This window comes from Kitasatospora sp. NPDC088742 (assembly GCF_055584905.1).
This window is the reverse complement of record NZ_JBVJLD010000079.1, coordinates 1-25,461: the sequence shown is the minus strand read 5'-3', so window position 1 is coordinate 25,461 and position 25,461 is coordinate 1. Positions and strand designations below refer to the sequence as shown.

Sequence of the window (25,461 nt, the reverse complement as noted above, 5' to 3'; positions counted from 1 at the left end):
CTCGCCCTGGTGGCCGGCGGACTCCTCTGGCTCTACGACGCCGACGTCACCAGCCTCATCCACCTCTACATCCTCGGCGTCTTCACCTCCTTCACCCTCTCCCAGACCGGCATGGTCCGGCACTGGAACCGCACCCTGGCCACCGAGACCGACCCGGCCGTCCGGGCGGGCGCCCAGCGCGCCCGGGTGATCAACGCGCTCGGCGCGCTGACCACCGCGCTGGTGCTGGTGATCGTGCTGGCCACCAAGTTCACCCAGGGCGCCTGGCTCGCGGTGCTCGCGGCCGTCGCGCTCTGGGTGATGATGCGGGGCATCCGCCGGCACTACGACCGGGTCTCCGCGGAGCTCTCGGTGACGGACCCTCAGGAGGTCTCCGTCCGCCCGGCCAAGGTGCACGGGATCGTGCTGGTCTCCCGCCTGCACAAGCCCACCCTGCGCGCCCTCGGCTACGCGGAGGCCTTCCAGCTGGACAGCCTGGAGGCACTCACCGTCGCCGTGGAGCCCGAGGCCGTCAGCGAGCTGCGCGAGCAGTGGGAGGCGGCCGGACTGGAGGTCCCGCTGAAGCAACTGGCCTCGCCCTACCGGGAGATCACCAAGCCGGTGACCGCCTACGTCCGCTCGGTGCGGCAGGCCAGCCCCGGGGACGCGGTGGCGGTCTTCATCCCCGAGTACGTGGTCGGCCGCTGGTGGGAGACCCTGCTGCACAACCAGTCCGCGCTCTGGCTGAAGAGCCGCCTGCTCTTCACCCCCGGCGTGATGGTCATCTCCGTCCCCTGGCAGCTCAACTCCTCGGCCAGGGCGGACCGTCCGGCCCGCCGGGCCCCGGGCGCGGTGCGGCGCGGGGAGCCTGGTCAGCCGGCCCGCGCGCCGGAGCCCGCTAAGAGGCCGTAAGGAAAACCCGCCCACCCGTATGGACGGCGTCAGCGAGGTCTGACGCCGTCCATACGGCTGTTTGAGTGGCAGCGCCGGCCCGCCGCCGGAGCCGTCCGAGCCTTCGGCGGCCAGCTACGCAACCACCTTGGTGGAGTCATGTCCGATTTCGTCTTCGTCGGGATCACGGTCGCCGTGTTCGCCGTCATCGCCCTGATCGCGCGAGGGGTGGAGAAGCTGTGAGCGCCGAGAACGTCGCAGGTCTCATCGTCGCCGTCGCCCTGGTCGGCTACCTCGTCGTGGCGTTGATCTACCCGGAGAAGTTCTGACATGACTGGCTGGATCCAGGCGATCGCCCTGGTCGGTGCGCTGGCCCTGTGCTACCGCCCCCTTGGCGACTACATCGCCCAACTGCTCACCACCACGCGGCACCTGAGAGCCGAGCGGGTGCTCTACAAGGTGATCGGCGTCGACCCGGAGGCGGACCAGCGCTGGCCCGTCTACCTGCGCTCGGTGCTGGCCTTCTCGGCCGTCTCGGTGCTCTTCCTCTACGCGCTGATCCGGCTCCAGACCCACCTGCTGCTGAGCCTCGGGGTCCCCGAGATGGAGGCGCACCAGGCCTGGAACACCGCGATCTCCTTCACCACCAACACCAACTGGCAGTCCTACAGCGGCGAGGCCGCGATGGGCCACCTGGTGCAGATGGCCGGCCTGGCGGTGCAGAACTTCGTCTCGGCCGCCGTCGGCATCGCGGTCGTCGCCACCCTGATCCGGGGCTTCACCCGCAACCGGACCGACCGGGTCGGCAACTTCTGGGTGGACCTCGTCCGGATCAACCTGCGCCTGCTGCTGCCGCTGGCCTTCGTGTTCGCCCTGGTGCTGGTCGCCAGTGGCGTGGTGCAGAACTTCCACGGCTTCCACGAGGTGGCCACCCTCGCGGGTGACCCGCAGTCGATTCCGGGCGGTCCGGTGGCCTCGCAGGAGGTCATCAAGGAGCTGGGCACCAACGGCGGCGGGTTCTTCAACGCCAACTCCGCCCACCCCTTCGAGAACCCGAACGGCTTCAGCAACCTGCTGGAGATCTTCCTGCTGCTGGTGATCCCGTTCGCCCTGCCGCGCACCTTCGGGAAGATGGTCGGCGACCACCGCCAGGGCTACGCGATCGTCGCGGTGATGGGCCTGTTCTGGATCGCCTCGGCCGCGCTGATCACCTTCTTCGAGTTCCAGCACGCCGGCACCGCCTCGCAGGCCGCCGGCGCCGGGATGGAGGGCAAGGAGCAGCGCTTCGGCATCGCGGCCAGCTCGCTGTTCGCCGCCTCCACCACGCTCACCTCCACGGGTGCGGTGAACTCCTTCCACGACTCGTACTCGCCGTTCGGCGGCGGTCTGACCGTCTTCAACATGATGCTCGGTGAGATCGCGCCCGGCGGTACCGGCTCCGGCCTGTACGGGATGCTGATCCTCGCGGTGGTGGCGGTCTTCGTGGCCGGGCTGATGGTCGGCCGCACCCCCGAGTACCTGGGCAAGAAGCTCGGCGGGCGGGAGATGAAGTTCGCCTCCCTCTACATCCTCACCACCCCGACCCTGGTACTGGTCGGCACCGGCGTCGCGATGGCCCTGCCCGACCAGCGGGCCGGGATGCTCAACTCGGGTGCGCACGGCTTCTCCGAGGTGCTCTACGCCTTCACCTCCGCCTCCAACAACAACGGGTCCGCGTTCGCCGGAATCACCGTCAACACCGCCTGGTACGACACCGCGCTCGGCCTGTGCATGGTCCTCGGACGGTTCCTGCCGATGGTCTTCGTGCTGGCGCTGGCCGGCGCCCTCGCGCAGCAGCAGCCCGTCCCCGCCACCCCGGGCACCCTGCCCACCCACCAGCCGCTGTTCGTGGGCCTGCTGTCGGGCGTCGTCCTGATCGTCGTCGGCCTCACCTACTTCCCGGCCCTCGCCCTCGGGCCGATCGCGGAAGGTCTCCACTGATGTCGTCCACCCTTACCCCCGCTCCCGCTCCCGCTCCGGCCGGGCAGCCGCAGACCCAGCACAGAGCCTCCACCAATCTGCTGGACCCCAAGCTGATCGCCAAGTCCCTGCCGGATGCGGTGAAGAAGCTCGACCCGCGCGTCATGGTGAAGAACCCGGTGATGTTCGTGGTCGAGGTCGGCTCGGTGGTCACCACCGTCGCCGCGATCGCCGACCCGTCCGTGTTCGCCTGGTCGATCACCGTCTGGCTCTGGCTCACCACGATCTTCGCCAACCTCGCCGAGGCCGTCGCCGAGGGCCGCGGCAAGGCCCAGGCCGACACCCTGCGCCGGGCCAAGACCGAGGCCATGGCCCGACGGCTCGTCAACTGGCCCGCCTCGCAAGGCGAGGAGGAGGTGCCCGGCACCGCACTGCGGCTCGGCGACCACGTGGTCGTCGAGGCCGGGCAGGTGATCCCCGGCGACGGCGACGTGGTCGAGGGCGTCGCCAGCGTGGACGAGTCGGCCATCACCGGCGAGTCCGCCCCGGTCATCCGCGAGTCGGGCGGTGACCGCTCGGCCGTCACCGGCGGCACCAAGGTGCTCTCCGACCGGATCGTCGTGAAGATCACCTCGGAGCCCGGCAAGACCTTCATCGACCGGATGATCGCCCTGGTCGAGGGCGCCGCCCGGCAGAAGACGCCGAACGAGATCGCGCTCAACATCCTGCTGGCGTCCCTGACCATCGTCTTCCTGATCGCGGTGGTCACCCTCCAGCCGATGGCCACCTACGCCGGCGCCCCGCAGCCGACGGTGGTGCTCTGCGCCCTGATCGTGGCGCTGATCCCGACCACCATCGGCGCGCTGCTCTCGGCGATCGGCATCGCCGGCATGGACCGCCTGGTCCAGCGCAACGTGCTGGCGATGTCCGGCCGCGCCGTCGAGGCCGCCGGCGACGTCAACACCCTGCTGCTCGACAAGACCGGCACCATCACCCTCGGCAACCGCCAGGCCGCCGAGTTCCTCGCCGCGGCCGGCGTCGGCACGGAGGAACTGGCCGACGCGGCCCAGCTCTCCTCGCTGGCCGACGAGACCCCCGAGGGCCGCTCCATCGTGGTCCTGGCCAAGAGCGCGTACGGCCTGCGGGCCCGCGCCCAGGGCGAGTTGGCGCACGCCACCTGGGTACCCTTCACCGCCCAGACCCGGATGTCCGGCGTGGACGTGGACGGGCGGCAGGTCCGCAAGGGCGCCTCCGGCTCGGTCGCCCAGTGGGTGGCCGACAACGGCGGCACGGTGGGCACCGACGTCACCGACCTCGTCCAGCAGATCTCCGCCGCCGGCGGCACCCCGCTGGTGGTCGCGGAGCAGAACGGCTCCGCCCCCGCCCGCGCCCTGGGTGTCATCCACCTCAAGGACGTGGTCAAGGAGGGCATGAAGGAGCGCTTCGACGAGCTGCGCCGGATGGGCATCAAGACCATCATGATCACCGGCGACAACCCGCTGACCGCCAAGGCGATCGCGGAGGAGGCGGGCGTGGACGACTTCCTCGCCGAGGCCACCCCCGAGGACAAGATGGCGCTGATCAAGAAGGAGCAGGCGGGCGGCAAGCTGGTCGCGATGACCGGCGACGGCACCAACGACGCCCCCGCCCTGGCCCAGGCCGACGTCGGCGTGGCGATGAACACCGGCACCATGGCGGCCAAGGAGGCCGGCAACATGGTCGACCTGGACTCCAACCCCACCAAGCTGATCGAGATCGTCGAGATCGGCAAGCAACTCCTGATCACCCGCGGCTCGTTGACCACCTTCTCGATCGCCAACGACGTCGCCAAGTACTTCGCGATCATCCCCGCGATGTTCGCCACCGTCTACCCGGGCCTGGACAGGCTCAACATCATGCAGCTGCACAGCCCGCAGTCCGCCATCACCTCGGCGATCATCTTCAACGCCCTGGTCATCATCGGGCTCATCCCGCTCGCCCTGCGCGGCGTCAAGTACCGTCCGTCCGACGCCAGTTCACTGCTCCGCCGGAACATCGGGATCTACGGCCTGGGCGGTCTGGTGGTGCCGTTCGTCGGCATCAAACTGATCGACCTGATCGTCCAGTTCATCCCCGGCCTGAGCTGAAAGGGGCCCCTCACATGCCCACCATCGTGCGCAACCACCTCACCGCGCTGCGGGCCCTGCTGGTGCTGACCGTGATCCTCGGCATCGCCTACCCGCTGGCGGTCACCGGCATCGGCCAACTCGCCTTCGCCGACAAGGCGAACGGATCGATCGTCACGTCCGAGGGCAAGGAGGTCGGCTCCAGCCTGCTCGGCCAGAGCTTCAACCTGCCGAAGAAGAACCCGGACGACGCCGACGAGGCGGCCCGGCCGGACCCGAAGTGGTACCAGCCGCGCCCCTCGGCCGGCTCCTACGACCCGAAGGCCTCCGGCGCCTCCAACCTCGGCCCCAACAGCGAGGTGCAGCTCAAGTCGGTCGAGGAGCGCCGGGCCGCGGTCGCCGCCTTCGACGGCGTCGACCCGGCGAGTGTGCCCGCCGATGCCGTCACCGCCTCCGGCTCCGGCCTCGACCCGCACATCTCCGCGGCCTACGCCCGGCAGCAGACCGCCCGGGTCGCCAGGGAGCGCGGCATCCCCGCCGAGCAGCTCGACCAGCTGGTCGACCGCTGCACCGAGGGCCCGACTCTCGGCTTCCTCGGCCAGGCCGGGGTGAACGTGATCCTCCTCAACAAGGCGCTGGCAGAGACCAAGTGACGATCCCGCAGGGACGACGTGGGCGGCTCCGGGTGTACCTCGGGGCCGCTCCCGGCGTTGGCAAGACGTACCGGATGCTCGACGAGGCCGCCCGGCGGCAGGCGCGCGGCGCGGACGTGGTGGTGGGGTACATCGAGTGCCACGGCCGCCCCGGCACCGAGCGCATGCTGGCCGGCCTGGACCTCGTCCCCCGGGTCCGGCGGACCTACCGGGGGACCGAGTTCGAGGAGATGGACCTCGCGGCGGTGCTGGCGCGCCGCCCGTCCGTGGTCCTGGTGGACGAGCTCGCCCACACCAACATCCCGGGCGGGCGGCACGCCAAGCGCTGGGAGGACGTCGAGGAGCTGCTGGCGGCCGGGATCGACGTACTGACCACGGTGAACGTCCAGCACCTGGAGTCGCTCAACGACGTGGTGCAGAAGATCACCGGTGTCCCGCAGCGCGAGACCGTCCCGGACGAGGTGGTGCGCCGGGCCGACCAGATCGAGCTGGTCGACATGGCCCCGCAGGCGCTGCGCCGCCGGATGGCCCACGGGAACGTCTACAAGGCCGAGAAGGTGGACGCCGCGCTCTCCAACTACTTCCGGGTCGGCAACCTGACGGCCCTTCGGGAGCTCGCCCTGCTCTGGGTGGCCGGACGGGTGGACGAGGGCCTGCGCGACTACCGGACCACCCACCGGATCGACCGGGTCTGGGAGACCCGGGAGCGGGTGGTGGTCGCCCTCACCGGCGGCCCCGAGGGCGAGACCCTGATCCGCCGGGCCGCCCGGATCGCCGACCGCACCGCCGGCGGCGAACTGCTCGCCGTCCACGTCACCCGCAGCGACGGCCTGGCCGGCGCCTCCCCCGGCCAACTCGCCCAGCAGCGGCGGCTGGTGGAGACCCTGGGCGGCAGCTACCACGTGGTGGTCGGCGACGACATCCCGACCGCCCTGCTCTCCTTCGCCCGCGCCCACCACGCCACCCAGCTGGTGCTCGGCACCAGCCGCCGCGGCCGGGTCAACCGCTTCCTCACCGGCCCCGGCATCGGCGAGACCACCGTGGACGCCTCCGAGGACATCGACGTCCACATGGTCACCCACGAGTTCACCGGCCGCGGCCGCCTGCCCGCCCTGGGCCGCCGGCACTCACCCCGGCGGACGGTGGCCGGCTACCTGTCCGGCCTGGCCCTGCCCGTCCTGCTCACCCTGCTGCTCTCGCACACCTCGCTCAACCTCACCACCGACGCCCTGATCTTCCAACTCGGCGTCGTGGCCGTCGCGTTGCTCGGTGGAGCGGTCTCCGCCCTGCTCGCCTCGGTGGTCGCCTCGCTGCTGCTCAACTACTACTTCATCCCACCCGTCCACACCTTCACCATCACCGAACCCAACAACGTCCTCGCCCTCGCCGTCTTCGCCGCCGTCGCCCTCACCGTCTCCACCGTGGTCGACCGCGCCGCCCGCCTCACCACCCGGGCCGCCCGGGCCACCGCCGAGGCCGAGACCCTCTCCACCCTGGCCGGCAGCGTGCTGCGCGGCGCGGACGCGCTCCCCGCGCTGCTGGAGAAGTGCCGCACCGCCTTCGGCATGGACTCCGTCGCCCTGCTGGACCGCACCGGCGGCACCGTCCTGGCCTCCTCCGGCGCCGGGGCGGGCGAGGTCACCGAGGTGGGCGTCGGGGGCGGCGCCGTCCTGGTCCTGACGGGCCGTCGGCTGCCCGCCGCCGACCAACGGGTCCTGACCGCCTTCGCCGCGCACGTCGGCGCCGCCCTGGAGCGCGACCGCCTCGCCACCGCCGCCGCCGAGGTCGAACCCATCAAGGCCGCCGACAAGATGCGCACCGCCCTGCTCGCCGCCGTCAGCCACGACCTGCGCACCCCACTGGCCGCCGCCCTCGCCTCCGTCGGCTCACTGCGCAGCCCCGACGTCGAGTTCTCCGACGAGGACCAGGCCGAACTCCTCGCCACCGCCGACGAATCCCTCCTCAAGCTCACCCGCCTGGTCGACAACCTCCTTGACATGAGCCGCCTCCAGGCCGGCGCCCTCACCCTCCACCTCGCCCCCACCCACCTCGACGAAGTCCTCCCCCGCGCCCTCGACTCCCTCGCCGACCCCGACGCCCCCGTCCAACCCCTCGGCCTCTCCGAGGCACCACCCGTCCTCGCCGACCCACCCCTGCTGGAGCGCGTGCTGGCCAACGTCATCACCAACGCCCTGCGCCACAACGCCCCCGGCGCCCCCGTCCTGGTCACCGCCTCCACCCACGCCGGCCGCGTCGAACTGCGCGTCATCGACCGCGGCCCCGGCATCCCGCCCGAGGACCGCGACCGCGTCTTCCTCCCCTTCCAACGCCTGGGCGACACCGACAACACCACCGGCACCGGCCTGGGCCTCGCCCTCTCCCGCGGTCTCGCCGAGGCCATGGCCGGCACCCTGGAGGTCGAGGACACCCCGGGCGGCGGCACCACCATGCTCCTCACCCTCCCGGCGGCCGGGCCTGACGGGGCCTCATGACCTCTGCTCCCGCCCCGGAACGCGCGAGAGCCGTGACCCCCGGAGGGCCACGGCTCTCGTGCGTCGTGCGTGGTACTGCGTCAGATCGACTGCCAGGACGGCTTCGCGGCGTAGGTGGCGCGGAAGTAGTCGGCCAGCTTGAGGCCGGCGGCGGCGGCCTCGTCGACCACCACGGTGGCGTGCGGGTGGAGCTGCAGGGCCGAGGCCGGGACCAGCGCGGAGAGCGGGCCCTCGACGGTGGCGGCGACGGCGTCGGCCTTGTTGGCGCCGGTGGCCAGCAGGACCACGTGGCGGGCCTCCAGGATGGTGCCGATGCCCTGGGTGATGACGTGGTGCGGCACCTGCTCGATGTCGTCCTCGAAGAAGCGCGCGTTGTCGACCCGGGTCTGCTCGGTCAGGGTCTTGATCCGGGTGCGCGAGGCGAGCGAGGAGCAGGGCTCGTTGAAGCCGATGTGCCCGTCGGTGCCGATCCCGAGGATCTGGAAGTCCACGCCGCCGGCCTCGGCCAGCGCGTGGTCGTAGTGGATCGCCTCGGCCGCGACGTCCTCGGCGGTGCCGTCCGGGCCGAGGAAGGAGGCCTCGCTCAGGCCGAGCGGCTCCACCACCTGGCGGATCACGGTGGAGCGGTACGACTCCGGGTGCCCGGCGGGCAGGCCGACGTACTCGTCCAGCTGGCAGATCCGGACCCGGGTGACGTCCAGGCCGCCGGCCACCTTGGCGGTGAGCGCGGTGTAGATCGGCAGCGGCGTGGAGCCGGTGGCCACCCCGACCAGCGCGTCGGGCTTGCGCGCCACCAGCTCGGCGATGGCCGAGGCGATGAGCTCGCCGCCCGCTGCGGCGTCGGGGACGATCACGATTTCCATGGCTCCACCGTTCTGATTCGTACGCGTAGATGTGGTCTAGACCAGACTCCCAGATTCTACCGAGCCCCGTCCAGGTCCGTCGTCACCGTCCAGCCTCCGGTACATCCTCCTCGCGCGCCGAATCGGAGGCCACGAAGTAGGTGGGGCGGCGCTGGACGGCGGTGTAGATCCGGCCCACGTACTCGCCCAGCAGGCCGACGCAGATCAGCTGCACGCTGCCCAGGAAGAGCACCGCCACGAAGAGCGAGGTCCACCCGGGCACGGTGGAGCCGGCCAGGTGCACCCCGATGCTCCAGACCACCATCAGCAGGCAGAGCACGAAGCTGGCCACGCCGAGCCAGGTGGCCAGCCGCAGCGGGGCGGCCGAGAAGGTGGTGACGCTCTCCACCGCGAGCCGGACCATCCTGCCGAGCGAGTACTTGCTCGTCCCGGCGACCCGCTCCTCCCGTTGGTACGTCACCTGCCCGCTGGGGAAGCCCAACCAGGGCACCAGCAGCCGGTACACCTGCTGCTGGTCGGTCGGCAGCGCCTTGAGCGCCTCCACCGCGACCCGGCTGAGCAGCCGGAAATCACCCGCCTGGGCCGTCACCCGCTTGCCGACCAGACGGCGCATCAGCCAGTAGTACGCCCCCGCCGTCCGCCGCTTGAAGCTGGTGTCGGTGGAGCGGTCCGAGCGCACCCCGTAGACGATGTCCAGGCGCTCGGCCCGGGCGAGCTCCAGCATCTCCGGGATCTTCTCCGGCGGGTCCTGGAGATCGGCGTCGATGCTCGCCACGTACGCGCCGACGGCCGCGTGCAGCCCCGCGGTGAGCGCCGCCTGGTGCCCGGCGTTGGAGCGCAGCCGCACCACCCGCAGCTCCGGCCAGCCGGCCCGCTCCTTCTCCAGCAGCTCCGCCGTCCGGTCCGTGCTCCCGTCGTCCACCGCGACGACCTCGTACCGCACCCCCGCCCCGTCCAGGGCCGGCCGCAGCCTGGCCACCAGGGCCGGCAGCGCGGCCTCCTCGTCGTACATCGGGACGACGACCGAGAGGGTCGTCCTTCCGTCGGGTGTCGCCGCCATGATTACCGCCCGCGGTCCAGACCATAGGGAACGGCCGGGACAGTAGCACGGGGACACCGCGCGGCGGCCCGGACACCCGTTCACGCGTCGAGCCGATTTCCGGCGGCCGGCCGCACGGTTCATCCCGGTTCGCGGGGGTCATCTCGCCTGGTGGGACTCGCTGGTGACGAAGTCTCAGAGCCGCGATTGCCCCCCGGCGGCGGGGAGGGGGAGAGTCGGGGAGACGGGTGACCACTGAATCCCGAATGCCTGAATCTTCCGAAATGGAGCAGCGACCGTGACCAACGTCGCCATCATCTACTACTCGTCCACCGGCCACGTGCACAAGCTGGCGGAGGAGGCCGCGTCGGCCGCCGAGAAGGCGGGCGCCGAGGTCCGGCTGCGCAGGGTCGCCGAGCTGGCCCCCGAGGCCGTCATCGCCACCAAGCAGGAGTGGGCCGACCACGTCGAGGAGACCAAGCACGTCCTGGAGGCCTCGCTCGACGACCTCGACTGGGCCGACGTGATCCTGCTCGGCACCCCGACCCGCTTCGGCCTGCCGGCCGCGCAGCTCAAGCAGTTCATCGACACCGCCGGTGGCCTCTGGTTCCAGGGCAAGCTGGTGAACAAGGTGGTCTCCTCCTTCACCTCCACCTCCACCCTGCACGGTGGCCAGGAGAGCACCCTGCTGGCGCTGAACAACACCTTCTACCACTGGGGCGCCATCATCGTGGCCCCGGGCTACTCGGACGGGATCCAGTTCGCCCCGACCAACGGCAACCCGTACGGCACCAGCCACGTCTCGAACAACAACGTGGGCACCCCGAACGACGAGAACCTGGGCGCCATCGGCTTCCAGACCCGTCGCGCGGTCCAGATCGCCACGGCGCTGAAGGTCGGCCTCGCCGCCGCCTCCTGACCTGGCGTCACCCGCACGGCCCGCTGAAGGCGCGGGGAATCCGGAAATCCGGATCCCCGCGCCTTTCGCCTTTTCCCCGCGCGAACTGCGCCGATCCTGTGAGGAAATGGGGAAGGTGCCGCCTATTCCAAGGCGGCGCCTTTTTCGTTTCCACAGGGAGCAATTCCTTAGGGAAGCATGTCAAAATGACATACTTAATATGATCGAATTGCCGAGAAAGGTGGGGGGCCCGATGCTCGGGGCGCGGGGACAACCCTCTGGTGAAAAGCCTCAGCGAAGGGGACGCAGAGCATGGAACGACTCGGAGTCGTGACCTGGCCGAAGGAGGCCGAGGTCACTTATGTCGCCGAAGGCTACTGGCGAGAGCAGCCGCTCGGCGCGCTGCTCTGGCAGTGGGCCGAGAAGCGGGGGGACCGGATAGCCCTGGTCGACGGTGAACGCCGTTTGGGCTACCGGGAATTGGCGGAGACCGCCGATGCGCTGGCCGAGAACCTGGCGGCCCAGGGACTGAAGGACGGCGACAACCTGCTCGTCCAACTCCCCAACAGCTGGGAGCTGGTGGTCCTGCTGCTGGCCTGCTTCCGGCTGGGCGTGGCCCCGGTGATGATGCTGCCGGCGCACCGCGACTACGAACTCTCCGGCGTCGGAGGGCACACCAAGGTGGCGGCGATCGCCGTCCCGGACCTCTGCCGCGGCTACGACCACCAGGCGCTGGCGGCCCGGGTCGCCGCCGGCTTCGACTGGCCGTGTCTGACCCTGGTCTCCGGCACCGAGGTCAACCCCGGGAACGTGGACCTGCGTTCGCTCACCACCGTCACCGGTGACGTGGCCGCCCGCCGCGCCCGGCTGGACGCGGCCGCCCCGGACCCGGGCGACGTCGCGGTCTTCCTGCTCTCCGGCGGCACCACCGGTCTCTCCAAGGTGATCGCCCGGACGCACAACGACTACGAGTACAACGCCCGGCAGAGCGGTGCGGTCTGCGGGCTGGACGAGTCCACCGTCTACCTGGTGGCGCTGCCCGCCGGGCACAACTTCCCGCTCGCCTCGCCCGGCATCCTGGGCACCCTGATGGTCGGCGGACGGGTCGTCATGCTGCCCACCCCGTCGCCCCGCAAGGCCTTCGAGACCATCGCCCGGGAGCGGGTCACCACCGTCGCCGCCGTCCCGGCCGTGGTGCAGCACTGGACCACCGCCGTCGCTGAGCTCGGCCCCGACCTGTCCAGCCTGAAGCTGGTGCAGGTCGGCGGTTCGCTGTTCGCCCCGGAGGACCAGCGCCGGGCGGTCAAGGAGCTGGGCTGCCACGTCCAGCAGTCCTTCGGGATGGCCGAGGGCCTGCTGAACTACACCCGCTTCGACGACGACCCGGAGGTGGTGGCCACCACCCAGGGCCGGCCGATCAGCCCGCACGACGAGGTCCTGATCGTGGACGAGGACGGGCGGCCGGTGGCCCCCGGCGAGCCCGGCGAGCTGCTCACCCGCGGCCCGTACACGCCGCGCGGCTACTTCAACGCCCCCGAGCACAACGCCCGGGCCTTCACCACCGACGGCTGGTACCGGACCGGCGACGTGGTCCGGATCGACCGGGCCAGCGGCAACTTCGTGGTCACCGGCCGGATCAAGGACCTGATCAACCGGGGCGGCGAGAAGATCTCCGCCGACGAGGTGGAGCGCCTGGTCCTGCTGCTGGACCACGTGGCCGAGGCCGCCGCGGTGGCCGCGCCGGACCCGAAGATGGGCGAGCGGGTCTGCCTGTTCGTCACCCTGCACCCGGGCGGCACGCTCGAACTGGCCGACCTGAACGAGCTGTTCGCCCAGCACCAGGTGGCCGCGTTCAAGGTCCCGGAACGGATCGAGATCGTCGCCGAGATGCCGTACACGGCCGTCGGGAAGATCGACAAGAAGGTGCTCCGCCAGCTGGCGGCCGCCGTCCCGGCCGGGCAGTGAGCCCGACTCACCACGGAGGTCAGTGAGATGAAGTACCACGACCTGTACGTCAACGGGGTGGGCTCCTGGTACCCGAAGCCGTTCCCGGTGGACCAGGCGGTCGCCGACGGCCGGTACGAGGCGCACCTGCAGGAGCGCTCCGGCATGGTGAGCGTTGCCATCGCGGGCGACGAGGACTCGCAGCCCGAGATGGCGGTCCGGGCCGGCCGCCAGGCGCTCGGCCAATCGGGCCTGGCGGACGAGGAGTTCGGCCTGCTGCTGCACGCCACCGCCGGGTTCAACGGACTGGACGGGTGGAACGTCGGTTCCTACCTCCAGCACCACCTGGTCGGAGGGAACGGCACCGCCTTCGAGATCCGGCAGCTCTCCAACGGCGCGGTCGGCTCGATCGAGCTGGCGGCCGCCTTCCTCCAGGGGCGCACCGGCCACAGCGCGGCGCTGATCACCGCCTCGGACCGCTTCGAGGCACCGGTCTGGGACCGCTGGCACATGCACCCCGGCCTGGTCTTCGGGGACGGGGCGAGCGCCCTGGTGCTCTCCCGCCGCCCGGGCTTCGCCCGGCTGGTCTCCTCGGTCACGGTGGCCCACCCGGAACTGGAGGGCATGCAGCGCGGCAGCCTGCCGTTCACCCCCAACTCCGACCCGTCCCAGCACCCGGTCCGGATCATCGACCGCACCAAGGACTTCGCGGCCCGCGAGCGGCCGCTGTCCGAGGTGGTGGAGCTGATGGACGCGGCGCTGGTGCGGACCGCGACGGCGGCCTGCGCCGAGGCCGGCATCCGGCCGACCGACGCGGAACACGTGATCATGCCCAACTTCGGGGTCGACATGGTCAAGCGGGAGAACCTCGACCCGCTCGGCATCGACCTGGAGCGGACCCCCTGGCGCTGGGCCGTGGAGGTGGGCCACGTCGGCGCCACCGACCAGTTCGGCGCGCTCGACCACCTCGCCCACCAAGGGCGGCTCGAACCGGGTCAGCGGGTGCTGATGACGGGCATCGGCGGCGGCTTCAACTGGACCTCGGTGGTCCTGGAGATCGTCGACCGGCCCGTCCCCACCCCCCGCTGAGCCACGGGGCCGGCCCCGCCGCCCGACTGCGGCCCGGCCCGCTTCCCCTGGCTCCGAGGGCCTGTCAGGCCCGCGTCCCATCCACACCACGCGAATTCGATCGCGGCACTGCCGAAGGGAACACTCAGTTGTCCGCCCCTGACCCGATCCTCGAATTGCCGTTCGACGTCCGCCCCGACCCGGAGCAGTTCCTGCGCGCCGCCCTCAAGTGGCACTTCGAGCCGGCCACCGGCTCGCCGTTCTGGCTCCGGATCGCCGAGACCCTCGACTTCGACCCGCTCACCGAGATCCGCACCTTCGAGGACCTCGGCCGGTTCCCGAACGTGGCCAACCAGCTCCGCGACGTCCAGGTCGAGGACCTGATCCCGCGCGGCTACGGCCGCAAGCCGGAGATCACCGGCATCTACGACAGCGGCGGCACCACCGGCGCCCCCAAGCGCGTGGTGATGCTGCGCGAGTGGGCCGACGTCCTGGTCCAGCACAGCAGCGCCCAGCTGGACGCGCACGGCGTCCCGCAGGGCCTGAACTGGCTGATGGTGATCCCGTCCGGCCCGCACATGGTCGGCGAGACCTTCCACCAACTGGTCCGCCGCCGGGGCGGGTTGGCGTTCACCGTGGACGTCGACCCGCGTTGGGTGAAGAAGCTGATCGGCCGCGGCGAGAAGGCCGAGGCCGAGCTCTACACCGAGCACCTGATCGACCAGCTGGCCTTCACCCTGGAGTCGCAGGACGTGGGCGTGCTGATGCTCACCCCGCCGACCCTGGAGAAGCTCAGCCGCCGCGACGACCTGGTCGCGCTGGTCCGCAAGAAGGTCAAGGCGATCATGTGGGTGGGCACCCAGCTCGACCCCGACACCCGTGACCTGTACCGCACCGAGCTGTTCCCGGACACGGTCTTCGTCAGCGGCTTCGGCAACACCATGACGCTCGGCCACGTGACCGAGCGCCCGGGCCTGACCGACGACGAGCCCTGCGTCTACGACCCCTTCTCCCCGTACATGACCTACCGGGTGATCGACGAGGAGACCGGCGAGCCGGTCGCCTACGGCGAGCGCGGCCGGGTGGTCATGCACTACGTCGGCAAGAGCCTGTTCCTGCCGAACAACCTGGAGCGCGACTACGCGACCCGGATCGAGCCGGTGGACGGCCAGGTCGGCGACTCGATCGCCGACGTCGCCCCGGTCAAGGAGTTCGACAACGAGACCGTGATCGAGGGGGTCTACTGATGGCCGCCCCGACCACGGACGCACCCGCGGCCACCGAGCCGATCGTCCTCGACGCGCTCGGCCCGGCCGGGGCCTACCGGACCCGCAGACGGTCCGCGATCCCGGACGTCACGGGCGCCACCTTCGCCGAACTCAGCATCGTGCCGAGGCTGTTCGTGACCCGGGCGATGTCCGCCCTGCGGGCCGCGGCCAGCCTGCCCGAGGAGCGGCGGCTGGCCGCGCTGGCCGAGGCCGCCGAGATCTTCCGGCACGGCGAGGTGGCCGGGCTCTCCTACGAGCAGTACGAGTACTCGGTCAGCCGGGTCTCCGGGGTCTCCCGGCAGGCCGTCCGCTCGGCCGCCGACGAGATCCACGAGGCCGCGCTGAAGGCGCACTACTCCACCTTCCAGGCCCGCCCCGGCAGCGCGGTCGCCGACTGGCGCGACCCGCTCACCCGGATCGGGCGGGCGGTGTGGACCAGGCGCGGCGAGGTCCTCGCGGTGCACGCGGCCGGCAACCACCCGGCACCGCACGCGCTCTGGCTGGAGGCCGTGGCGCTCGGCTACCGAGTCGCCGTCCGGCCGTCCCGGCGCGAGCCGTTCACCCCGCACCGGCTGGTCCTGGCACTGCGTCAGGCCGGCTTCCCGGCCGACCAGGTGGTGCTGCTGCCGACCGACCACGACGCCGCCGACGAGGTGCTCCGCGGGGCCGACCTCGGCATCGTCTACGGCGGCGACGCGGTGGTGCGCAAGTACGCCACCGACGCCACCATGCTGGCCCAGGGCCCCGGCCGCTCCAAGACGCTGATCACGGCGGACACGGACTGGCGGGACCACCTGGACACCATCGTGGACTCGATCAGCCACCACGGCGGGGTGAAGTGCATCAACACCACCGGCGTGCTGATCGAGGGCGACCCGGCCCCGCTCGCCGAGGCCATCGCCGAGCGGCTCGCCGCCGTCCCGGTGCTCCCACCGGAGCATCCGGACGCCGTCCTGCCGGTCCAGCGCACCGACTCCGCCCGGGCGGTCTCCGACTTCCTGCTCAGCCAGGCCAAGGGCACCCGCGCCTGGCTCGGCGGCGACGGCGTGGTGGCCGAACTCGGGGACGGCAGCGCCGCGTTGACCCCCTCGGTGCACCAGCTGGAGCGCTGGGACAGCGGGCAGCTGGACCTCGAACTCGCCTTCCCCTGCGTCTGGGTCGCCCCCTGGACGCCGGCCGACGGCGTGGCGCCGCTGCGCAACTCCCTGGTGCTGAACGCCTTCACCAAGGACGAGGCCCTGATCGACCGCCTGATGGACGACCCCTCCGTCAGCAACCTCTACCTGGGTGACCACCCCACGTACTGGATGGAGCCCGGGGTGCCGCACGACGGCTTCCTCGGCGAGTTCCTGATGCGGAGCAAGACCGTCATCCGGGACTGACATCCGGGACTGACCTCCCGCCCCCTGCACACCGCGGAGGCGCCCTCCCCGAGAACCGGGGAGGGCGCCTCCGTCGTTGCCCGGCCGCGTCCGTCCTCACGCGCGGAAGGGCGGATGCACCTGGGGTGCACCCGCCCTCTGCCACTTCGATGACGACGTCACTCGGCCCGCGCCGACTCCGCCCGCTTCAGGAAGGACCAGACCAGGACGGCGCCGACCAGCACCACGCCGGCGTCGATCAGCAGCGCCAGCCGGACACCGCCGAGCACCGCGTCGGTGGCCGAGGCCCCGCCGGACTCCAGCGCGTGGATGCGGGTCGCCGCGACCGCGCTGATCACCGGGATGCCGACCGCCAGCGCGACCTGCTGGGCCATCGTGGCCAGGCCGGTGGCCAGGCCCTGCTCCTCGTTCGGCAGGCCGGAGGTGGCGGTGACCATGTACGAGACCACCGCGGTGAGGTGGCCGAAGGCGCCGACCGCCAGCGCGGCCAGCACCAGCACGAAGCCGCTGCGGCTCTCACCGATCAGGAACAGGCTTGCGGCGGCCAGGAGTTGGATGACCATGCCGGCGAACAGGCCGTTCCGGTTGCCGAACCGGCCGATCACCTTGGGCGCCAGCACACCACCGAGGAAGGAGGCCACGCCGAGACCGCCGAAGGCCAGGCCGGTGCTCAACGCCGAGTAGTGCAGCACCTTCTGCAGGTAGACCGTGATCAGGAAGATCACCGCGGTCTGCATGGTGATGGTGACGAAGCCGCCCAGGTTGCCCCAGAGCACGGTGGGCTTGCGCAGGATCCGGACCGGGGCCAGCGGCGCCTTGCTGCGCAGCTCGATCAGCCAGAAGGCCACCAGCAGCAGCGCACCGACCACGATCAGGGCGAGCGAGGCCGGGTCGCCCCAGCCCTCCTCGCCGGCCCGGGAGACCCCGTAGACCAGCGAGACCAGGCCCAGGCTGACGGTGATCGCGCCCGGCACGTCCAGCTTGGCCCGGTCGGCGGCCCGGCTCTCGGACAGCAGCATCGGGGTGGCGATCAGGATCGCCAGACCGGCCGGGACGTTGATCAGGAAGGCCCAGCGCCAGCTGAGCAGCGCGGTGAGCAGACCGCCGACCACCGCACCGACGGTGAAGCCGGCCGCGATCATCGCGCCGTTCAGGCCGAGCGCCTTGGCCCGCAGCGGACCCTCGGGGAAGGCCGTGGTGAGCAGCGAGAGCGCGGTCGGGGTGGCGACGGCGGTGGCCAGACCCTGCAACACCCGCGCGATGATGAGCAGTTCGGGCGAGTTGGCGGCGCCACCGAGGACCGAGGCGGCCACCAGCAGGGCGACCCCGCCGAGGAAGAACCGGCGGCGGCCGTAGAGGTCGCCGACCCGGCCGAACAACAGCGTGAAGCCGGCCGCAGTGATGGCGAAGGAGGTGGCGATCCACTGCAGGTTGTCGACGCTGAAGCCGAGGCCCGCACCGATCTCCGGGATGGCCACGTTGAGCAGCGAGAAGTCGGCGGCGAGCAGGAAGGCCGAGCCGAGCAGCAGGAGAAGGACCGCCCGCTGCCGGGAGGTCATCCGCAACTCCGGTCCGGTACCGGCCGCTTGGGCGGTTGATTCGTCCAGCAGGGACATCGGGTGAACACCTTTCGCGTGGTCAGGACGGTACGCGGTGCCACGACCGGTGCGACAGGGCCGCCTCAGTCGGAGATGCCGCGCGATGCGATCACTTTGTTGATCTTGACCCGGACCAGCCATTCGCCCGGGACACCGTTGCGGGCGCCGAACTCCTCGATCCGGTCCGCGCCCATGTACCGGCCGCCGATCACCCCGGCCCAGTGCCGGAGCGCGGCCGGCTCTTCGTCGACGGTCGCCTCGCCCTCCAACTGGACGAAGGCGAAAGGAGGTTGCTCGTCGTCCACGCAGATGGTCACCCGCGGGTCACGGAGCAGGTTGCGTCCCTTGACCGAGCCCGGGCCGCAGTTGAACAGCACCTCGTCGCCGTCCAGGACGAACCAGACCGGCACCACGTGCGGGCGCCCGTCCGGGCGGACGGTGGCCAGCTTGCCGGTGCGGGTCCCGGCGGCGACGAAAGCGCGCCACTCCTCCTGCGTCATCTTCTCCATACCGTCAATGGTCGACGGTGCGGAAGAGCCGGGGAAAGCCCCGGCCGATACTCCATCAGCTCGGGCCGGCCCCTCAGGCCTGGAGGGTGTCCAGCTCGGCCAGGTCCTCGGCGGTGAGCTTGACCGAGGCGGCCGCGATGTTCTGCTCCAGGTGCGCGACCGAGGAAGTCCCGGGGATGCAGACCAGGTTGGGGGAGCGGTGCAGCAGCCAGGCCAGCGCGACCTGGTAGGCGGAGGCGCCGTGGCGCTCGGCGACGACGTCCAGCGCGCGGTTGTCCAGCGGCGTGGCCAGCGGCACCTTGGCGTCCACGCCGGCCGGCTTCTCGTGCCGCAGGGTGTAGGTGCCCAGCGGGAAGAAGGACATGTAGGCGATGCCCTCGGCGGCGGCCAGCCGGAGCAGCTCCTCGTCGTCCCGGCGGACCACGTTGTACTCGTTCTGGACGCAGACCACGGGGGCGATCGCGCGGGCCTCGTTGAACTGCGCGACGGTCACGTTGCTCACGCCCAGGTGGCGGATCTTGCCCTGCTCACGCAGCTCGGCCAGCGCGGTGAACGGCTCCTCAATGGAGTCCTCGGGCCCCAGCCCGCCGCCCTCCTCGACGATCCGCAGGTTGACCACGTCGAGCCGCTCCAGCCCCAGGTGGTCGAGGTTGTCGTGCACCGCCTGCACCAGCTCGGCCGGCTTCAGCGCGGCCGGCCAGTCCCTGTCCGGGGTACGCCGGGCGCCGACCTTGGTGACGATCACCAGGTCCTCCGGGTACGGGTGGATGGCCTCCTTGATCACGCCGTTCACCACGTGCGGACCGTAGTAGTCGCTGGTGTCGACGTGGTTCACCCCGAGCTCCAACGCACGGCGCACCACGGCGAGCGCGGTCTCCCGGTCCCGCGGCGGCCCCCACACCCCCGGGCCGGCCAACTGCATCGCGCCGTACCCCATCCGGCGGATCGTCAGGTCCCCGCCGAGAACGAACTCACCGGCGGCACCCGCGTGCACACCGGTACCAACGCCGACGGTCGAAGCCATCGCGTTCTCCTTGCGATTTCGGTGGCCCGACGGGCCGTGTAGGCCGATTGAACGGCTTGCGCACACGGAGGGACCAAGCAGGCGGAGCGATTCCGTCACCTGCTCGTCAGGTCGCGGTCAGACCCCTCCGGGGAACGACGAAGCCCCAGGTCGCTGACCCGGGGCTCTCGGAGTGGAGCGGACGACGAGAATCGAACTCGCGCTAGAAGCTTGGGAAGATCCAGCCACACATGACGGTTCGTAAGCTGACCAAGGCTCAAACTGACCTCGTTGCCGAGGCTGCGGTGGGCCAGGGTGCCTGGCGGACCGTCCGTCGTTGTCCGTCGTTTACCGCCACTACCGGTGCGGAAGTCGTGCGCGTTGATCCCACGGTGACTGTCCGTTCACTAAAGGTACTGATGATCTCTAGTTGCCCGGTTCTCCGACGGAGGCTCCAACGCGCAAGTGTGCGCGTCAGAGCCTCCATCAGATGACTGTCAGCACATGGAGGAGTTGGGGCTCCATGTCTTGGTCGCCCAGAGCGGATCCTTCTTGGTCTCGCCCTCGTACCGGTAGATCACGACGTTGCAGTCACTCTGCACGACCAGGCCGGTCGTGACTCCCTGTCCCGAGACTGCGGTCCCGGTGGCGAAGTAGGCGTCGGTGGTCTTCCCGGCGGGATAGATGACGAGGTTCCCGTCGGGCTGCAGGGCTGCCCAGGCTCCAGGGTGGCCCCACGTGTTGCTGGACCAGAGGGTCCGTCCCAGTCCGGTGTACTCGTTGAAGTCGTGGCGCGAGTACAGGACGAGGTTGCCGTCGGACTGCATGACCAGCTTGGTGTTGGCGGAGTAGACGGTGTCCCCGGCCATCAGCTTGGTGGCGGGGACCGCGTTGGACCTGAGCACGGTGTCACCGTTGATGAGCTCGCCCTTGGGCCGGGTGTTGAGCGCCCCGATCGGAGCGGGTGTGCTGGACAGGCTGGTGACCTTGTTCTTGGTGGCGTCGTTGGCCCTTCCGGTCCAGACCTGGATCTCGAACCTGCTGTTCCGGGTCCACAGGTCGGGGGCCTTGGCTCCGTCTGGGTCACCGGGGTTGAGGTCACCGACCGAGCCGACCTCTGGGTAGTCGGTGGTGTTGATGCGTCCCTTGAGCAGGACGGTGCCGTTCCAGGGTTCGGTCAGGGCCTGGTAGTTCGGGCTGAGGCCGCCGGTGATGGGCAGGGAGAGGATGTCTCCGTTCTTGCGGTCACGGACCCACACCGTGGGGTGGATAACGGCGATGCCGTCGTCGGTCATCGAGCCCGGGGTGCTGTCCCCGTTCGCGGGTCCCGGGCCGATCAGGTCGTAGTCGAGCCAGGTCCGGGGAGTGGCTGCGGGAGCGGGCTTCATCGGAATGTGCTGGGCGACACTCTCGAACTGGCCCGTGCCGCTGGGGCGGAGGAGCCAGAGCTGGCCGTTCTTGACGGCCAGGACCGAGGTCGCGTTGGGCCACTGCTTGTCGGTGCCGAGCTCGGTGGGCTCTCCTTCGGGGGTGCCGATGGCGGCGAAGCTCTGCAGGTCCGACCAGTCACTGCCGAATGGTGTCGAGCAGCCGCCCGGTACTGAGGTTGATCCGATCGGGGCGACAGTGCATGCGGTTGGCACCGGGAGGGAGGTGCCGCGCTGTGTGTCGAATCGGCCAGGGGCCTCGGAGCTGTTGTCGATGCGGTAGAGGAACTTCTTGAGGTTCGGGTCCTTGGTGTTGTGGACGATCAGCTGGTCGGTGGGCTTGCTGAAGTTGAGTGCGCCGTGGTGGGTGATCTGGTACTGGTCCCAGGTGGGGTACAGGTTCTGACTCGGGTCCTGGTTGGGTGCGGTGTTGGCGGCGGCGGCGATGGTGCCGGCCGGGTCGCTGTTGCCGCCGATCACACGCAGGCTGCCTGCCGCGTCAGGGAGCACCAGGTCGGGGGTGAGGTCGCCGTTGGCGTCTCCCGGGACGGGCAGGGTACCGGGCTTCCAGGGGGCGTAGTAGCTGTAGACGCCGGGTTGGCTGTAGTTGCCCGCGTTGTCCTGGGCCTGTGCGTAGAGGAAGTTGGTTCCCCAGGTGCCCGGGATTCTCGTGATGACGGCTTCGCCGTTGTCGTTGGCCTTGACGATGCCGGGCTCGTCGCAGCTCCAACCCGTGACGGGTGTGGGGTCGCTGCTCACCCGGACGCAGGCCAGACCGGAGGCGCGGAGGCCGTTGCCCGGTGCGGGGTCTTCCGCCCGGATGACGAAGTTGCCCGCGTCGGTGTGGTACTTGATGGTGTCGGGCTGCCCGGGGGCCGGCTTCGAACGAGGAGTTCCCGAGGGCGGGAAGTCCGTGGAACTGATGCTGACTCGAGGGCTGGTCCGGTCCACGCGGAAGAAGCACGCCCCGACGCTCGGCGACACCAGGCCGCCGTCAGTTGCCCAGGCCATCCATCCGTACTGGTGGCCGTCCTCCAGGGATCCGACGGGGATGCGTTCGGTGTTGTATGCCCCGGTGGCCGGAGTCTCCTGAACGAGGCGCCAACCTGGGTTGTTGTCGTCCCACATCTCAAAGTGGCCGCGTATCCACAGGCCGGTGGGCGACCAGTCGGAGGCCGCGAGGCTGATGCTCTGGTTGTTCCCGATCCAGCCCGGGTTGTCCCAGGCGTTCACCGTGTCGGGGTTCTTGCACGCGTAGGAGGAGTTGGTCTTCGCGAACCGCGGGTTCGGCTCGATCCGCGGGAACCACATGCTGGGGGCGATGTCGTAGTTGGTGACGACGCGCGGGTTGTTGGCCAGGTGCTTGCGGTAGAGCATGTTCCGTTCGTCGTCAGGTGCGATGGCGACCGTGAAGTCCGTCCACTTGTCGCGGGCCGCCTGCTGCATGTGCCAGGTGACGTCGAATGAGATCGGGCCGGTACCGGTGATCTTGAAGGAGTCGCCGATCTTGGAGCAGTTCTGCATGTGGCTTGCCACGCCGCAGGGTTGGGCACTCCAGCGGGTCTGCTCGTTGATCGCGCCGGTCCAGTAGAGCCCCAGGGGAACTTCGGTGCCGCCGCTGGATGCCGCGGTGACCGAGGTGTACAGGCGGGAGTCGTAGACGGTCGGCGGGTACGGTGCGCCGGTTGGCTGGTTGTAGATCGCCGGGTGGACGCCGATGCGGTAGTAGGCACGGTAGCGGCCGTTCCCGTTGCAGTTGCTGTAACCGCAGAAGCCGGTCCCCAGCTCACTGAGGTGGTTGAAATTCTGGGTCTCGGGGAAGTTCTCCTGGACCTGGACCGAGCCGTTGGCCCAACTGTCGGCGCTCACGTACGGGTCGAGGTACCACGGGCCGGTCCCTTGGCCGAACGTCGCCGGGTCCGGGGTCAGTTCGATGGCCGAGGCGCTCGCTTTGACACCGATCGCCGCGACTGTGGCTCCCTCGCCCGGGCCGTCCGCCGTGGACGTCGGCGGCCCGCTGCTCTCGTCTGCGGCGGGGGCGGCCTGGGCAGGGGCGCTCTTCACCAGACTCTTCGGCGCAGGGGCGACGGGCTGGGAGCTGGAGTCCCACTGGAACGGCGTCGGTGCGTGCATCCGTGCCTTGCCCGTCGCGTCCTTGACGCTGATGTTCCCGGCCGCGTCGGAGCTGACGGTCAGCCCTGTGGTCTCGACGGGGAACTTGAGAGTCTTGAGCTTCGGATCGGCCGCCGCCTGGGCAGTTCGGACGACGATCACCTCGCGCCAGCCACCGTTGGGCAGGGCTGTGAGCTTCAGGTCCACATCGTGCAGAACGTCGGAGTAGGTGACGGTGTCACCGTCCACCTGTGGCCGGGGCAGTGCGAACGGTGCTCCGATGGCAAGGCGCTTTCCGTCATTGGTGGTGATGGTCGCCATGGGACCGGTGCCACCGCCGGAGAGGGTGAGCTCGCTGGAGGTGACCCGGGGACTCAGTGAGCCGTCGGCGTTCAGCGCCAGCGACGCGTCGAGTTCCTTCCAGGCGCCGGCCTTCTTGGCCCTGATCGGGTCGGTGTAGTCCGTCGTTGTCAGGGTGCCGTTCGGGTTGACCACGGTCTGCGATGCCTCGGTCGTCAGGTGATCGACCGCTACGGCCTTGCCGTCCCGTTTGGCCTGGGCACGCGCGTCCAACAAGGCCTGCTGCTCGGGCGAGACCGTCTGCGGCGGGCTCGTTGCCGATTGCTGCGGCTGAACGTCCGCGTGGGCGGTCGGGTTGAGCATGGTGAGGCCCAACGAGCCGGCCATCACCATGGCCGTCAAGGATGCGAATTTCATCCCCCTGCTCACCGTATGACCGGTTCCGGTTGTCTGAGTATGAATTCTTCGCATGGCGGCTACTAAGTCTCCCAATGACGGGCAGCCCACGAAGGGCTGACTCTTTCTCGGAGACACGATCCGCCCTCGGGACCACCCCGTCAAACCACATTTCCTGCTGCACAAATCCACTGATTCATGACCATTTATTCCGTCAAGTCGCTTACGCGGAGCGTAAATTGACTCGCCGACAGTCAGTGCTGCCACTTACGGTGTGAGGCTGCCGACTTCCGCGCAGGCAACTGCGGGCGGTCGGCAAGCCAAGCCGAACTCATTAAGGAGTTCCCCGTGGGGGATTGGCGCATACGCGCGAAAAGTAGAAGGTATCGAACTACCAACATCTTTGTCGCACTTGGGACAATTTCGTCAGTACTTGTTGCCCCTCCGGTGGCTGCCCTGGCTGCGTCGGAGCCTCCCGAGGTGTGGGCACCGGCCTACACACCGCTGGGCGACGGCACAAGGCCGGTGACAGGAAGCAATCTCAAGGTCGGGTCTTCCACGGCCCCGCAACTCCCGGTGCCTGCACCGTGGAAGCCCGACAGCGGCTCGTCCCCGATCCGGACGGGGGCTGCGGACGTCCGGCTGGGATCCGACTCTTCTGACACGCGAACCGCCCGGTCGGCGACTGGTGGTGCGGCTCCCTCTTCAACCGGGCACGGGCTGGTCCGCGCCGGCGACTTGCCTGTGGCCCTCGCACCAGTCAGCAGGACAGCGGCGCAGGAGCGGTCGATCCGTGTCTTCGTCCCCGAGACAGATGCCGAACGCAGGTCACTGGTCGGCGGCCCGCTGATCACTCTGTCCGACACCGGCGCCCGCGGCGCGGACGTGCCTGTGGAACTCTCGGTGGACCTGCTGGCCTTGGGCGCCGCCAACTGGGCTGACCGGGCACGACTGGTCGCTTTGCCCGCCTGTGCTCTGAGTACGCCTCAGCAGCCCGAGTGCCGCACTCAGACGCCGATTGCCGCCAGTGTCGACGCCAAGTCGAGGACACTGACGGCCACCATCCGCCCGGGCACCGAACCTACGGCGCCCAATGGGACTGGTCACGCCGCCGCTGCCGCCAAGTCAGCTGAGAGTGAGGCGAAGGCGAGCCTTGCGCAGGCACCCGCGGATGCCGCGCCCATGGTGCTCGCCGTCACCCAAGCCGCGTCCGGAGCCGGCGGCTCCTACGCGGCCTCTCCCCTCAGCCCTTCGGCGGCGTGGAGTTCCGGCGGCAACACCGGTGGTTTCAGCTATGGCTATCCCGTTCAGGTCCCGCCCCCGCTGGGCGGCGAGGCCCCGTCGATCAGTCTTGGCTACGACTCCTCGTCGGTGGACGGGAAGAACTCCGCCCAGAACCCGCAGACCTCGTGGATCGGTGAGGGCTGGGACTACAGCCCCGGCTTCATCGAGCGTTCCTACAAGGGTTGTTCCGACGCCGGGATCGCCGGATCGCGGGATCAGTGCTGGGCCGGTCAGAACGCCAGCCTGAACCTGGCGGGCCACTCGGGTGCGCTGGTGCGCGACGACGCTACC

17 protein-coding genes and 1 pseudogene are annotated in these 25,461 nt (G+C 70.2%); 12 read left to right on the top strand and 6 right to left on the bottom strand.

Annotated elements, in window-relative coordinates; translation table 11 throughout:
• The 6 genes and pseudogenes from ACZ6ZR_RS36795 to ACZ6ZR_RS36770 form a co-directional block, all read left to right on the top strand.
• Window positions 1-891, top strand: a pseudogene (locus ACZ6ZR_RS36795) (DNA-binding protein); the annotation flags it as partial.
• Window positions 892-1,109: 218 nt separating this feature from the next.
• Window positions 1,110-1,199 (top strand): K(+)-transporting ATPase subunit F, encoded by a 90-nt coding sequence (gene kdpF / locus ACZ6ZR_RS36790; RefSeq protein WP_238863773.1) that lies wholly within the window; start codon window positions 1,110-1,112, stop codon window positions 1,197-1,199.
• 1 nt (window position 1,200) lies between these two features.
• Complete coding sequence (gene kdpA / locus ACZ6ZR_RS36785) at window positions 1,201-2,850, top strand: potassium-transporting ATPase subunit KdpA (RefSeq protein ID WP_465650106.1); 1,650 nt, start codon at window positions 1,201-1,203, stop codon at window positions 2,848-2,850.
• A complete protein-coding gene (gene kdpB, locus ACZ6ZR_RS36780; protein WP_465650104.1) occupies window positions 2,850-4,955 on the top strand; it encodes a potassium-transporting ATPase subunit KdpB in 2,106 nt (701 codons plus the stop codon). The genes kdpA and kdpB overlap by 1 nt, the downstream gene beginning before the upstream one ends.
• A gap of 14 nt (window positions 4,956-4,969) precedes the next feature.
• Window positions 4,970-5,587 carry a potassium-transporting ATPase subunit KdpC gene (gene kdpC, locus ACZ6ZR_RS36775; RefSeq protein ID WP_465650102.1) on the top strand — a complete coding sequence of 206 codons (618 nt, stop codon included), beginning with the start codon at window positions 4,970-4,972 and terminating at the stop codon, window positions 5,585-5,587.
• Between the two features lie 2 nt (window positions 5,588-5,589).
• On the top strand, window positions 5,590-8,079 hold the full coding sequence (locus ACZ6ZR_RS36770) for an ATP-binding protein (RefSeq protein WP_465650108.1): 2,490 nt from the start codon (window positions 5,590-5,592) through the stop codon (window positions 8,077-8,079).
• Window positions 8,080-8,159: 80 nt separating this feature from the next.
• Here ACZ6ZR_RS36770 and nagB read toward each other — a convergent pair whose 3' ends face one another.
• Window positions 8,160-8,942, bottom strand: a complete 783-nt coding sequence (gene nagB, locus ACZ6ZR_RS36765; RefSeq protein WP_465650100.1) for a glucosamine-6-phosphate deaminase — start codon at window positions 8,940-8,942, stop codon at window positions 8,160-8,162.
• 82 nt (window positions 8,943-9,024) lie between these two features.
• Window positions 9,025-10,002, bottom strand: coding sequence for a glycosyltransferase family 2 protein (locus ACZ6ZR_RS36760; RefSeq protein ID WP_465650098.1), 978 nt, complete (start codon window positions 10,000-10,002; stop codon window positions 9,025-9,027).
• Window positions 10,003-10,279: 277 nt separating this feature from the next.
• Here ACZ6ZR_RS36760 and wrbA point away from each other — a divergent pair, with 277 nt between their 5' ends.
• The 5 genes from wrbA (at window position 10,280) to ACZ6ZR_RS36735 (ending at window position 16,541) form a co-directional block, all read left to right on the top strand.
• Complete coding sequence (gene wrbA, locus ACZ6ZR_RS36755) at window positions 10,280-10,900, top strand: NAD(P)H:quinone oxidoreductase (protein ID WP_465650096.1); 621 nt, start codon at window positions 10,280-10,282, stop codon at window positions 10,898-10,900.
• Between the two features lie 291 nt (window positions 10,901-11,191).
• Window positions 11,192-12,844: a (2,3-dihydroxybenzoyl)adenylate synthase gene (locus tag ACZ6ZR_RS36750; protein WP_465650094.1), complete on the top strand. Its 1,653-nt coding sequence runs from the start codon at window positions 11,192-11,194 to the stop codon at window positions 12,842-12,844.
• 27 nt (window positions 12,845-12,871) lie between these two features.
• On the top strand, window positions 12,872-13,912 hold the full coding sequence (locus ACZ6ZR_RS36745) for a ketoacyl-ACP synthase III family protein (RefSeq protein ID WP_465650092.1): 1,041 nt from the start codon (window positions 12,872-12,874) through the stop codon (window positions 13,910-13,912).
• Window positions 13,913-14,040: 128 nt separating this feature from the next.
• On the top strand, window positions 14,041-15,138 hold the full coding sequence (locus ACZ6ZR_RS36740) for a phenazine antibiotic biosynthesis protein (RefSeq protein WP_465650090.1): 1,098 nt from the start codon (window positions 14,041-14,043) through the stop codon (window positions 15,136-15,138).
• Complete coding sequence (locus ACZ6ZR_RS36735; RefSeq protein ID WP_465650088.1) at window positions 15,138-16,541, top strand: aldehyde dehydrogenase family protein; 1,404 nt, start codon at window positions 15,138-15,140, stop codon at window positions 16,539-16,541. The genes ACZ6ZR_RS36740 and ACZ6ZR_RS36735 overlap by 1 nt, the downstream gene beginning before the upstream one ends.
• A 158-nt stretch (window positions 16,542-16,699) precedes the next feature.
• Here the strand turns inward: ACZ6ZR_RS36735 and ACZ6ZR_RS36730 are convergent, their stop codons facing one another.
• The 4 genes from ACZ6ZR_RS36730 to ACZ6ZR_RS36715 all read right to left on the bottom strand — a co-directional run bounded on the left by ACZ6ZR_RS36730 (window position 16,700) and on the right by ACZ6ZR_RS36715 (window position 24,024).
• Window positions 16,700-18,157: an MFS transporter gene (locus ACZ6ZR_RS36730; RefSeq protein WP_465650086.1), complete on the bottom strand. Its 1,458-nt coding sequence runs from the start codon at window positions 18,155-18,157 to the stop codon at window positions 16,700-16,702.
• A 65-nt stretch (window positions 18,158-18,222) separates the two neighbouring features.
• On the bottom strand, window positions 18,223-18,648 hold the full coding sequence (locus ACZ6ZR_RS36725) for a PPOX class F420-dependent oxidoreductase (RefSeq protein ID WP_465650084.1): 426 nt from the start codon (window positions 18,646-18,648) through the stop codon (window positions 18,223-18,225).
• 73 nt (window positions 18,649-18,721) lie between these two features.
• Window positions 18,722-19,672, bottom strand: coding sequence for an oxidoreductase (locus tag ACZ6ZR_RS36720; protein ID WP_465650082.1), 951 nt, complete (start codon window positions 19,670-19,672; stop codon window positions 18,722-18,724).
• A 476-nt stretch (window positions 19,673-20,148) separates the two neighbouring features.
• Window positions 20,149-24,024 (bottom strand): ricin-type beta-trefoil lectin domain protein, encoded by a 3,876-nt coding sequence (locus ACZ6ZR_RS36715; protein WP_465650080.1) that lies wholly within the window; start codon window positions 24,022-24,024, stop codon window positions 20,149-20,151.
• 765 nt (window positions 24,025-24,789) lie between these two features.
• On the opposite strand from ACZ6ZR_RS36715, the gene ACZ6ZR_RS36710 reads away from it, so the two are divergent.
• A partial coding sequence (locus ACZ6ZR_RS36710; RefSeq protein ID WP_465650078.1) for a hypothetical protein occupies window positions 24,790-25,461 on the top strand: 672 nt, incomplete at its 3' end.